The following is a 12350-nucleotide window of genomic DNA, read 5'->3' on the forward strand; positions in this document are numbered from 1 at the left end:
ACAGATTTTTTGTGCCCGATAGATGCCCAGAAATTGCTACTTTAGTGCAAAACCAAACCAAATATGAAGTACACTACGGAAATTGTTGTTGATGTACCCAGGGAGGAATTTATTAAAAAAATGGATGACCCCGACAACATGAAGCATTGGCAACAAGGACTTATCGGCTACGAGCAATTATCCGCCAGTCCCGGACAAGAGGGTTCTCGCATGAGTCTAAGTTACGAAATGGGAAAACGGAAAATGGATTTGGTGGAAACCATCATAAAAAAAAACCTACCCGAAGAAATACACATGACTTACGAAACCAAGGGAGTACACAATATTCAAAAAAACTATTTTAAGGAAGAGGACGAAAAAACCCGTTGGGTATCCGAATCGGAATTTCAATTTTCTGGGTTTGGGATGAAACTTATGGGATTTTTAATGCCTGGGGCCTTCAAAAAACAGTCCCTTAAATACATGCAAGATTTTAAGGCATTTGCCGAAAATGGCACATCCGTGCTCAACTCATAACGACAATGGAAAAACTTTTGGACAGAAAAATAAAGATCATCTGGGACTTTAGGGGCCCAACCGCATCACATACGGCCGAGCATTACCTTAAACACCTTAAAGAATTTGCCGAAGTCGAGGAACTCAAGTACGACCTTGAAGGCTTGGAACATTTTAGCCCTACACATAGTATCGCCTATTTGGTGGTGGACGAGATGGAACTTAAAGAGGTAAGGAGCATCCTTAAACCCCATCGGGGCCAAGTGTATTCAGGGAAAATTTAATTTTTTATCTATGTGGCTTAGAGTTGCTGTGTTGAGCTTGCTCTTGTGGGGCGTATCTTGTGCAAAAAACAACCCGACCGACCCTCTGGCCAATGCCCTTTCTTCCGAAAATCCAAAAATTAAAAAGGTAATGGATCATCTGGACAAGCATGAAATCCAGGTCCGATATACCCGGATAGACCGAAAAAATGATAGCATTATTTTTACGGATTTTGATTTTCAGGTGGATAAAAACAACTATTTCTACCCTGCAAGTACCGTAAAATTTCCCGCGGCGGTCGCAGCCTTGGAAAAGCTCAACACAATTGATTCCCTATCCATGGACACCCGATTTTTTGTGGAAGGTGATTCCGTGGAAACAACGTTTGCCAAAGCTATTACAGAAATTTTTGCTGTCTCGGACAATGCAGCCAACAATCGTTTAGTGGAATTTTTGGGCCAAGATGATATAAACGCTAGAATGCAAGAACGAGGGGTGTCGCCCATTCGAATTGCCCATCGGTTATCCACTGACAATGCCGATGATATTACAACAAAACCTATTGTTTTTTACCTCAACGATTCAACTACCTCCTTAAGCAATCCCATCATAAATTCGCCCATAAGACCTATTGATTTGAACGGCATCAAAAAAGGGAAAGGGTATATTGCCGATGAATCTTTACATACTGGACCTTTTGATTTCGCATTGAAAAATTATTATCCAATCGAAGCTCAAACCGCTCTTTTAAAACGTATCATTTTTCCCGAAGCATTTCCGAAAGACGAACGTTTTAACCTCAGCAATGGTCAGCGCACACATCTTTTGGATGCCATGCACACCTTACCACCCCAGTTAGGATACGACCCGGAAGAGTTTTACGACAGCTACGTGAAGTTTTTTATGTTCGGGGACACTAACGATCCTATGCCGGAACATATCAAAATCTATAACAAAGTAGGTTATGCCTATGGTACATTAACCGACTGTGCTTACATAAAGGATACCAAAAACAATATCGACTTTATGCTCACGGCCACAATCTTGGTGAACAGCAATGGTATTTTTAACTATAACACCTACGAATATGACAATGTGGGCATTCCATTCTTGGCCCAATTGGGAAGGGAACTTTACAATTATGAGCTAAATCGTACACGCAGTAAAAGGTAGTGGGACATTACCCGCTGAAAAAAATTCCATTTAAGCAATGTCCCACCCTCCGGACTAAAGTCCATAAAAATCAAGAAACCTCACCCAACCATTTCTGGTTGTATGTTCCAATTTTCGTTGGCCAAGAGTACTTGGTCAAAGTCTATACCTTCAATAGGTTTCAACGTTTGGCTAGGAGCATCCCATTCTATTTTTCTACCAAGTTTCCAAGAAAGTCCAGCCATATGGGCCGAAATGGCCTCATCAAACCCTTCTTTGATACCACAGCTTACATTTCCACCATTTTTGATTACGCTTAACCATTCACGCATGTGCAGGAAGGTTGAATCAACTCGAACTCCATCAATATAGGTCCACATCAAACCCTTATCGGCAAAATATTGTGAAGTAGCCGACGAAACGGCATCTGTAGCCGTAGCCGCTGGATCATATTGATAAATGGGCACGTTGGGAAGCATCTTTTCGGCTTCCAGCATATCGGCATATCGGGTGGAAGCGCTATCGGGCCAAACGGTCAATCTATTGCCCAATTCCATGGTGGCATCGTGTCCCATTAAAATGGTGGGGCGATTGAAACCATTCCCCAGGGTTGCACTATAACAGAAGGTCATACCCTTTTCCTTGCCCTTGGTTTGACTGCTTCCCGTACTGAAATCGGGGAACTCCATATTTACTTGGATCACATCGGGAACATTTCGTCCGTCGTTGTGAGTGTATATGCCACCCGATGCACTGACAGAAGTAGGAATACCCATGTTCAGCACACAATTTAAACGGTCGTAGTCGTGGGTCAACAGGTCACCAGACAATCCTGAGCCGTAAGCCCACCATTTACGCCATCTAAAAAAGTGATTTTTATTGAACGGCACTTTTGGTGCGGAGCCCAAAAACTGCTCCCAATCAATGGTCTCGGGACTGGCTTTCTCATGGATATCGTAGTTCCAGGCACCGTTGTCATCGTTTCTGTTGGTATTTGTTTGAATCAATGATACGTGCCCAAGTGTTCCTTTTTCCACAATATCACGCGCAGTACTAAAACTCAAGGTTTGCCTATGCTGGTGGCCCACAGCGAACACCGCATCGGATTTTTCGGCCGCTTCGCGCAAGGTATAGGTCTCGCCAACGGTATGCGTCATAGGTTTTTCCACATATACGTGTACATTGTTGTTCAAAGCTTCAATGGACATGGGGGCATGCCAGTGGTCCGGTGTTGCAATTACGACGGCATCCACATCCCCACTTTGAATCATATCTTTGTAGGTCACATACCTTTTGATTTTATTATCATCCGTCGAAAACGAATTGATGAATTTCTCCGCACGTACATCGAACACATCACAAATGCCCACTAATTTCACATTGAGGGGTTCTTGAGACTCGAAATCTTCCAATCGTTTGTTGTTGGGGTCTTCTTCTGCTGCCAAACGCATTTCTTCCTTCCACTCATCTGTTGCAAAACCCAAGGCACGCGTCAATTGTTCGCCCCGAATACCAAAACCGATTACCCCGATTCTCACGGGTTCTCCCCCAATTCCCGGAACTGCAGGAGGCAATGATGGCTTTATATTGAGCTGTTCCAATATTTCCGAACGTTTCTTTCGCGAGCCAACAGAGCTGGCAGCTCCAGCCCACCATACAGCTCCCAGTATGGGCAGGCCTCCCAATCCTATTAAAAGGTCTCTTCTAGTCCATTTCATTGTTCCTGAGTTTTAAGTTTGTTCTTTCTAAGATGATCTAGGCCAAAATAAGACCCGGTTGGTAATTGATAGATTACTATACAGGCCACAAGCTCTATCAAATTTTTATTGACGATCCAGTAGCTCCCCTCAACATTCATTTGTGTAAGCCCAGGAAAGGGTGGATGAGCCAAAAAATACATAGCCAAAAGACCGGCGCCTACAATGGCTCCGACTCGTTCAAAAATTCCTAGGGTAAAGGTAAAGCCGACCAACATCAAAGCGATAATATTGAGCGTGTTCACCCAACCTATGGTTGCATCGCCTATCAACATGGCAAAAAACCAGTCAAAAGGTCCTTGTGCGGTAGCCAAATATCCAAATGAAGTCCATTCGGGATTGTACATCTTCACCACACCTTCAAATAAAAAGTGCCACCCGATAAATATGCGAAGCAGGGTAACACTTGCTTTCAGTTTATTTTGGTTTAGGTTCATAATTGCTATAGTTAATGATAAATATTCAATGCTGCTCCATTCAAGAGGAGGATGTGTGCCAAATTAACGATATAACAGGTCAAAAGAAATTGATACTCTAAAAGTATCTTAAAGGGAGAGCATAAACCATGACCAATGTCATTTTCAGTAGTTTATGGTGGAAGGAGGTGAAATGCCCGATACATCTGATGCGATCGCCATACAAAAACTAACGTATGGGATTCCTTGGGCATAGTCGCTGTGTAGCTTTATGCCAAGCATGTAAATTGAAAAGCAGTATTCTGATTAAACAGGCTCTCCGAACAAATCGTAATCGGAGGCATCCGTAATCTTGATGTTCACGAAGTCACCGATTTTTACATAATGCTTGGTAGCATCAATCAACACCTCGTTGTCCACATCGGGCGAATCAAACTCGGTACGGCCCACAAAATGGTTTCCTTCTTTTCTGTCGATGATACAACGGAAGGTTTGTCCAATTTTTTCCTGGTTCAATTCCCAAGAAATTTGTGACTGGATTTCCATAATGATGTTGGCCCGCTCTTGCTTTACTTCTTCGGGAACATCGTCCTCCAAATTGTAGGCGTGCGTATTCTCTTCGTGACTATAGGTGAAGCATCCCAAACGTTCAAAACGCATTTCCTTGACCCAATTTTTCAAGGTCTCAAAATCCGCTTCGGTTTCACCTGGGTAACCTACTATCAAAGTGGTTCGGATGGCCATTTCGGGAACAGCCACTCTAAAGTCGTTCAATAACTTTGTGGTCTTAGCCTGAGTGGTACCACGGCGCATACTTTTAAGTATGGCATCGGATATATGTTGAAGAGGAATATCAATATAATTACAAATCTTCGGTTCGTTTCGCATCACCTCCAAAACATCCATGGGGAAGCCTGTTGGGAACGCGTAGTGCAAACGAATCCATTCAATGCCCTCTACTTTGGCCAGAGCCTGGAGCAGTTCGGCCAAATTTCTTTTCTTATAAAGATCAAGTCCGTAGTATGTAAGGTCTTGAGCAATCAAAATGAGTTCTTTGACCCCGTTGGCGGCCAATTTTTCAGCTTCGGAGACCAAGTCTTCTATGGGTGTACTTCTATGCTTACCTCGCATCAAGGGAATGGCACAGAAAGAACAAGGGCGGTCGCATCCCTCTGCAATTTTAAGGTATGCGTAGTTTTTTGGTGTGGTCGTCAAACGCTCGCCTATCAACTCGTGTTTATAATCGGCTCCAAGTGCCTTCAACAAATTGGGGAGATCACTTGTACCGAAATACTCGTCAACATTTGGAATCTCCTTCTGTAAATCTGGCTTGTAGCGTTCGCTCAAACAACCTGTCACAAAAACTTTGTCCACATCTCCGGACTCTTTCTTTTGAACATACTCCAAAATGGTATTGACGCTTTCTTCCTTTGCATTGGCAATGAATCCACAGGTATTGATTACCACAACATTGCCTTCTTCCTCGTGAGCCACCTCTTTGTTATTAGCCCGCAACTGTCCCATCAACACTTCCGAGTCGTAGACGTTCTTGCTGCAACCTAAGGTCACCACATTGATTTTGTTCTTTTTGAGCGATTTTGTGCGCATAGTTCCTTTAAATGGAGTGCAAAAATACAATAACACAGGGCATTACAACCACTTTGAACTATAATATTTATGGAATTGATAAGAACGCTTACGGTTTGGTTATTCCTGATATCCTTCAGGCATTTTCCTGACCTTGGTCAATTCTTCAAAGGCTTTACCGATACGGAGTAAATGTGCTTCGGAAAAGGGTTTTCCGATGAAGGTCAAACTTTCGGGCTCGCCATCAGTTTTGTAACCCATGGGAATAGTCAATGCAGGATATTCGGCCACCGCTGCATAACCAGCGTGGTAATTGTTGATGCTCAACACGGCATCCAGGTTTTTTTCTTCCATGATATTGAAGAATACCCTGCCCGACTCCTTCAAATTTTGTTTGATTTTTTCAAATTGTTCTGCAGTAGTGGAATCGGACAAAACGCCATCAAAACGTTTCTGTCCGTAGGGTATTCTTACCAAAGAATCCTGTTGGTTAAATGCTACGACATCTTCTACGGACTCTACTTTAACTGCATCTTTATCCTTGACCTCTGCATTTATGTAAGCAGGCAAATCCTCCCTCATATCCAGATTCAGCATCGTGGTAAAACCTTCAAGGGGAATATTCTCAGCTTCAAACTCCACAATTTGAGCTCCAGCTCTCCGTAATTCTTCGATGTTCGCAGCATAAATGGAATCACGTTCCATTAAGTTCTTCATTACGCCTAAACGGATTTCTTTCAGAGTTTCCGGGTTCATCCAAGCTGATAAAATACCTGGTTCCGAGCTCACCGATTTATAATCGGCTTCATCCTTCCCTAACATCGCATCCAGCAAAATCGCATTGTCCGTCACATTTTTGGTCATTGGGCCAGGGGTGTCCAAGGTACTGGAAATGGGCACAATCCCTGTTCGGCTCAACAAGCCGATGGTCGGCTTTAAGCCCACCACGGAGTTTTGACTGGAAGGTGAAAGTATGGAACCTGAAGTTTCTGTTCCGACGGCTGCCACAGCATAATTTGCCGCTGTGGAAGCACCACTACCTGCACTAGAGCCTCCTGTATCAAAAATCCTTCTTCCGTAGGGGTTCAAGGTCTGCCCACCTACAGCACTCTGGCCATTCGGACAAACACCACAGATGAAATTGGCCCACTCACTCAAGTTGACCTTTCCCAAAATTAGAGCCCCTTTTTGCTTTAAGCGCTCGACGATAAAGGCATCATCGGTCTGATTCTCCTTTAGTGCGATAGCTCCCGCTGTCGTTTTCATTTCGGCAGTTCCAATGTTGTCCTTCAGTAAAATGGGCATGCCATAAATAAGGTGGTGGATTTCTTTTTGCTCATCTAACTGCCGAGCTTCTTCGAGCACATCGGGATTTAATGCAATAACAGTATTGAGGGTGGTATTGTTGGGCAATTCGTATTTATAGATTCTGTACAAATAAAAAAGCACCAACTCCTCATATGTAAAAGTACCTTGGTCGATATGGGTTTGAAGAGTCGGGATATCCTGCTCCAGCACCAAAGGCTTCATTTTTTGATATTGTGCTTCGGTAAACTGGGACACTTCGTCATAAAGAGGAAGAAACACTTCGTTCTTATCCAAGACTTTGCTCTGGATGAATTTATAGCGCATCCTTTCGCTTTTGTTATTAGCACTGGCAGCCACCTCCGCAGAATCGTTATAAGGTGTCCAGAGAACAATATCTTCCTTGGGTCCGGCTTCCTTCTGTTTACAGGAAAAAAAACCAATCAATAATAAAGAAAAAAAAAGATATCTGAACATAGGTCTAAATTTTGAAGAATGAATCCACAAACTCGAATTTATTGAATACCTGAAGGTCTTCGATACCCTCACCTACCCCGATATACTTTACCGGAATCTGGAATTGGTCAGAAATACCGATGACCACGCCTCCTTTTGCCGTTCCGTCCAATTTGGTCACAGCCAAGCTGGTCACTTCGGTAGCCTTGGTAAATTGCTTTGCCTGTTCAAAGGCATTTTGTCCTGTTGAGCCATCAAGCACCAATAGTACTTCATGGGGTGCATCGGGAACCACTTTTTGCATGACGCGTTTTACCTTCGACAGTTCGTTCATTAAATTGACCTTGTTGTGCAAACGACCTGCGGTATCCACCAAAACTACGTCTGCATTTTCAGCAACGGCAGAATTTAAGGTATCGAACGCCACGGAAGCGGGGTCGCTCCCCATTTTTTGTTTTACAATGGGCACATCCACACGTTTGGCCCAAACTTCCAATTGGTCAATGGCTGCAGCACGGAAGGTATCGGCGGCACCTAAGACCACTTTCATACCGCTGGCCTTGAATTTATGCGCCAACTTTCCGATGGTAGTTGTTTTTCCAACCCCGTTCACGCCTACTACCATGATCACATATGGCTTTTTGTCTTTGGGAACGGCAATCTCGGTGTCCTCACCAGAATTGGTCTCCGATAGCAAGCCTGCAATCTCTTCACGAAGGATTGTATTGAGCTCGTCGGTACCCATGTATTTGTCGCGAGACACACGCTCTTCAATCCGCTCGATGATTTTTAGGGTAGTATTTACGCCCACATCGGAAGTGACCAAGACTTCCTCAAGATTGTCGAGCACCTCATCATCTACCTTTGACTTACCCGCTACGGCCTTCCCCAGTTTGCCAAAAAAGCTGGTTTTGGACTTCTCCAGACCCCTATCCAGGGTCTCCTTTTTATCCTTTGAAAATATATTTTTGAATAAGCTCATCCTGTGTTCTTTGAGAAAGATCAAAGATAGGAAAGTAAGAGGAGTTTTGTTAACAGAAAATTCTTTTGAAATACCCCTGTGACTCCAAGTTGAAGCATCCAACAGAATTATGGGAATAAAAAAAGCCGCTAAAAAGCGGCCTTAGTATTGTCACAAGGAAGTTTTCCTTATTTGCTGTTCAACCAGTCGTTAACCATTTCCGGTGCCATTACAGACTCTACGAAAGTGTATGCACCTGTTTTTGGAGACTTTACCATTTTGATGGCCTTTGTCAACCTCTTGGATGATGACTGAAGTGTTGCTACTGTTTTCTTTGCCATGGCTTATATTTTTTGCCCTTTACTTTGTAAAAAGCTATTACTTAATTTCTTTATGAACGGTCATACGCTTAAGGATAGGATTGTACTTTTTAATTTCCATCCTATCTGGCGTGTTCTTTTTGTTCTTGGTGGTAATATACCTAGAAGTACCTGGCATACCAGATTCCTTGTGTTCTGTACACTCTAAAATTACCTGAACCCTATTTCCTTTCTTTGCCATTGTATTGTACTTAAAATGCTTTTACAACTTACTTTTTGGAATTGATTTCCTTCAAGACAGCAGAGATTCCTTTTTTGTTGATGATCTTCAACCCACGGGCAGAAACGTTCAAGGTTACCCAACGATCTTCCTCTGGAATATAAAACCTCTTCTTGGAGATATTTGAATCAAATCTCCTTTTTGTCTTATTGATAGAAAAGGAAACGTTGTTTCCAAACATCACCTTTTTTCCTGTTACTTCACAAACTTTAGACATCTCCCTAACTATTTGAGTGATTTTATTGAGGCTGCAAATTTATACCATTTTACTGGGACGTACAAAATTCTTTTTCAGAAATTTAAAATTTCTTTATACAATAGCTCAAAAGCCTTGTTAACAGACTTTTTCACGACCCTGTCCCGATGCTTTCCCATCACAAATTTATGGGCAAAAGTACCTTTTGGGGTAGCAATTCCAATATAAACAGTCCCAACCTCGGCATCGGAATCTCCCTTGGCGGGCCCCGCATTGCCAGTGGTGGCTATGGAGAAATCGGTTACCAACTTATTTTTTACGCCAATTGCCATGGCAATGGCGACTTCTTCGCTCACTACGGAATGTTGGTCAATGAGTTCTTGCGGAACCCCTAACAAATTCACCTTGGCCTCGGTGGCATAGCAGACCATACTCCCTTTAAAGTAGGCGGATGCTCCGGGAACGGAAGTTACTCGCTCGGCAATACTGCCCCCCGTAAAACTTTCGGCGGTGGACAAGGTCATTTTTTTATCGGTGAGCAATGTGCCTATCTGTTTTTCGACCCTTCCATCTTCCTCCTCTTCCCCGTAAATAATGTCACCAATAATAGGATAGAGTTTTTTTACCTGCTCTTCAATACCCTGCAACAGCACTTCCTTATCCGTGCCTTTAGCAGAAAGACGAAGCCTTACACTACCAATGTTCGGCAGATAGGCAAATTTGATGAATGAAGGCAGATTATCTTCCCAGTCCTCGAGCTTTTCGGCAATCGCACTCTCACCCATCCCGTAAGTTAGAATAGTCTTGTGGACAATATGAGGTCGCTTGTACTCTTCTATGATTTTGGGCAAAACGGCAGAGGTCACGAGATTTTTCATCTCGTAGGGAACTCCCGGCAATGAAACAAAAGCGGTGTTTCCCTTTTTCATCCAAATTCCAGGCGCGGTTCCAAACTCATTATGCAGCACAGTTGCCTTTGACGGAACCATAGCCTGTTCCCTGTTCAAATCCGAAATTGGGGTCGTAATATATTTTTTGAAAAGCTCTTCAATGTGATGCAAAACCGAATCGTCCCGGACCAGTTCATCTTCAAAAAATTCACAAAGTGTAAGCTTGGTGACATCATCCTTTGTGGGGCCAAGACCTCCTGTTATGATTACCACAGAGGACCGTTCACCTGCCTCTTTCAGAGACCTTAATATATGGTCTTTATCATCCTGAATAGAAGTGATTTGGTAAACAGAGACCCCAATCTTGTTCAGTTCTTTGGAAATAAACGCTGAATTGGTATCCACAATCTGACCTATGAGAATCTCATCCCCAATGGTGATTATCTCCGCTTGCATCTATAAATCAAAGTCATTTTTAAGTTCAGAGACCACTTGGAGCACATCCTTTTTCAACAAAGGAAATTTTTGTTCTATTTCCTCCATGCTACCGGTTGCCTTACCGAGCGTTTCTATTTCCAAGGCCTTGGCCCTTGTTTGCTCCATACCCAAAATATCCACGTTGGGTTTAATTTTATGGGCCAACTTATATATGTTTTCATAGTCCTTGCTGCCTATAGCTTTTTCCAGGCTTTCTAAGTCTTCAGGAACTTCTTCTAAAAAAACGGAGATTACCGAGGTTATAAAATCCTCATCACCTTCCGCCATTTCATTTATTTTATCAAGGTTGTAAATCATTATTTTACATTAATATCAAACATTTGCTCACCTTCCAATCTACCGACAAGGTAGTCATTTGGGCTTACTTTACCAACACCGGCAGGGGTACCCGTAAATATGATATCTCCCTTTTTCAACATGAAATAAGTGGATATATGAGCTATGATTTCATCTATCTTCCACAGCATCAACGAGGTATTCCCATCTTGGACAATTTCATTATTTTTTGACAATGAAAATTTCAGGTTGTCCATATCCTTAAACATATCCTTGGAAAGCCATCTTCCAACTACGGCAGCACCATCAAACCCTTTGGCCTTTTCCCAGGGCAATCCTTTGGATTTTAATTTGGATTGAAGGTCTCTCGCCGTAAAATCTATGCCCAGCCCAACTTCATCATAATATTTATGGGCAAATTCTTTGGAAATATGTTTTCCCACTTTTTTGATTTTCACCAGAACTTCCACTTCATAGTGAACATCGCTGGAAAATTCGGGGATATAAAAATCTTGCTCTTTGGGTAAAATAGCGGAATCGGGCTTTATAAAAACCACAGGTTCGTCCGGACGCTCATTGCTCAATTCGTTTATGTGATCCACATAATTACGTCCTATACAAATCAGTTTCATAATTTGTTCTCGGGGGTTAAGGTTGGTTTATCTTAAAATTTGTTATTGAGCTTGCTCAACTTTATCTGGGTAAGAACTTTTTTGGTGTAGAGCGGGAAATCGGCGTTCAAAATCCAGCCAAAGTAGCCGGGCTCTTTCTCCATGACCTCTTCCACTGTTTTTCCATTATGTTTTCCAAAGGCAAAAATCGGTTCCTGGTTTTCATTGAGGCCGATAAAGCCCGCAAAATCCAGATTTTGTCTTCTTGTAGTGAACTCTGACAGCTTTTTTATATCATTTTCAAGCTCTGGATATCGGTCCAACTGCGCAAGCAATACCTCGTAGGTCGCCAAGGTATCGGCTTCCGCGCTGTGCGCATCGTCCAAATTCTTATCGCAATAAAATTTATAGGCGGCTTCCAGTGTACGTTTTTCCATTTTATGAAAAATGGTCTGTACATCTACGGACACCATACTTTTCATATCAAAATCCACATCGGCACGCAGCATTTCCTCGGCCAATAAGGGAATATCGAACCTATCGGAATTAAATCCTCCAAGGTCACTATCGCGAATCATCGCATAAATTTCCCTGGACAGTTGCTTAAATGTGGGCTCGTTGGCCACTTTTTCATCGGAAATACCATGAATGGCCTCGGATTCTGCCGGAATGGGCATCTCCGGGTTTACCAACCATGTTCTGCTTTCTTTATTCCCATTGGGAAAAACCTTCAGGATAGAAATTTCTACAATCCTATCTTTTGCAACATTGGTCCCTGTGGTCTCCAGGTCAAAAAAACAGATAGGCTTGGTCAATTGTAATTGCATGTGGGGCGTTTTAAATAAGGTTCACTAGGCTTCTAAATTAAGAATAGTGACAGGAATAT

General features: G+C 42.7%; 15 protein-coding genes. 3 read left to right on the top strand and 12 right to left on the bottom strand.

Annotated features, from left to right (window positions below; translation table 11 throughout):
* Window positions 1–63 precede the first annotated feature (63 nt).
* Genes K1F36_RS11655 through K1F36_RS11665 form a run of 3 tightly spaced genes read left to right on the top strand, consistent with a single transcriptional unit; the run spans window position 64 to window position 1932 of the window.
* Window positions 64–516 carry an SRPBCC family protein gene (locus K1F36_RS11655; protein ID WP_220113976.1) on the top strand — a complete coding sequence of 151 codons (453 nt, stop codon included), beginning with the start codon at window positions 64–66 and terminating at the stop codon, window positions 514–516.
* Between the two features lie 5 nt (window positions 517–521).
* Window positions 522–779 (top strand): hypothetical protein, encoded by a 258-nt coding sequence (locus tag K1F36_RS11660; protein WP_220113977.1) that lies wholly within the window; start codon window positions 522–524, stop codon window positions 777–779.
* Between the two features lie 10 nt (window positions 780–789).
* Window positions 790–1932, top strand: a complete 1143-nt coding sequence (locus K1F36_RS11665; RefSeq protein WP_220113978.1) for a serine hydrolase — start codon at window positions 790–792, stop codon at window positions 1930–1932.
* An 80-nt stretch (window positions 1933–2012) separates the two neighbouring features.
* On the opposite strand, the gene K1F36_RS11670 is transcribed toward K1F36_RS11665, so the two are convergent.
* From K1F36_RS11670 to K1F36_RS11725, 12 genes are all read right to left on the bottom strand, one after another.
* The gene (locus K1F36_RS11670; RefSeq protein WP_220113979.1) at window positions 2013–3629 is read right to left on the bottom strand and encodes a Gfo/Idh/MocA family protein; all 1617 of its coding nucleotides are present in this window, start codon (window positions 3627–3629) and stop codon (window positions 2013–2015) included.
* Window positions 3626–4105, bottom strand: coding sequence for a DoxX family protein (locus K1F36_RS11675; protein ID WP_220113980.1), 480 nt, complete (start codon window positions 4103–4105; stop codon window positions 3626–3628). Before K1F36_RS11675 ends, K1F36_RS11670 begins: the two co-directional genes overlap by 4 nt.
* Before the next feature lie 285 nt (window positions 4106–4390).
* Entirely contained in the window at window positions 4391–5692 is a 1302-nt protein-coding gene (rimO, locus tag K1F36_RS11680) for a 30S ribosomal protein S12 methylthiotransferase RimO (RefSeq protein ID WP_220113981.1), read from the bottom strand.
* Window positions 5693–5791: 99 nt separating this feature from the next.
* Entirely contained in the window at window positions 5792–7453 is a 1662-nt protein-coding gene (locus K1F36_RS11685) for an amidase family protein (protein ID WP_220113982.1), read from the bottom strand.
* A 4-nt stretch (window positions 7454–7457) separates the two neighbouring features.
* Window positions 7458–8414, bottom strand: coding sequence for a signal recognition particle-docking protein FtsY (gene ftsY, locus K1F36_RS11690; protein WP_220113983.1), 957 nt, complete (start codon window positions 8412–8414; stop codon window positions 7458–7460).
* Window positions 8415–8581: 167 nt separating this feature from the next.
* Window positions 8582–8734, bottom strand: a complete 153-nt coding sequence (locus K1F36_RS11695; protein ID WP_108245252.1) for a DUF4295 domain-containing protein — start codon at window positions 8732–8734, stop codon at window positions 8582–8584.
* A gap of 37 nt (window positions 8735–8771) precedes the next feature.
* Entirely contained in the window at window positions 8772–8954 is a 183-nt protein-coding gene (gene rpmG / locus K1F36_RS11700; RefSeq protein ID WP_100817574.1) for a 50S ribosomal protein L33, read from the bottom strand.
* Window positions 8955–8982: 28 nt separating this feature from the next.
* Window positions 8983–9210, bottom strand: a complete 228-nt coding sequence (rpmB, locus tag K1F36_RS11705) for a 50S ribosomal protein L28 (protein WP_108245253.1) — start codon at window positions 9208–9210, stop codon at window positions 8983–8985.
* Window positions 9211–9284: 74 nt separating this feature from the next.
* Complete coding sequence (locus tag K1F36_RS11710) at window positions 9285–10535, bottom strand: competence/damage-inducible protein A (RefSeq protein WP_220113984.1); 1251 nt, start codon at window positions 10533–10535, stop codon at window positions 9285–9287.
* A complete protein-coding gene (locus K1F36_RS11715; protein WP_108245255.1) occupies window positions 10536–10874 on the bottom strand; it encodes an Hpt domain-containing protein in 339 nt (112 codons plus the stop codon).
* Window positions 10874–11485, bottom strand: a complete 612-nt coding sequence (locus K1F36_RS11720; protein ID WP_220113985.1) for a fumarylacetoacetate hydrolase family protein — start codon at window positions 11483–11485, stop codon at window positions 10874–10876. The genes K1F36_RS11715 and K1F36_RS11720 overlap by 1 nt, the downstream gene beginning before the upstream one ends.
* Window positions 11486–11517: 32 nt before the next feature.
* Complete coding sequence (locus K1F36_RS11725; RefSeq protein WP_220113986.1) at window positions 11518–12291, bottom strand: 3'-5' exonuclease; 774 nt, start codon at window positions 12289–12291, stop codon at window positions 11518–11520.
* Window positions 12292–12350 lie beyond the last annotated feature (59 nt).

This window comes from Flagellimonas abyssi (genome assembly GCF_019457905.1).
Lineage (GTDB): Bacteria > Bacteroidota > Bacteroidia > Flavobacteriales > Flavobacteriaceae > Flagellimonas > Flagellimonas abyssi.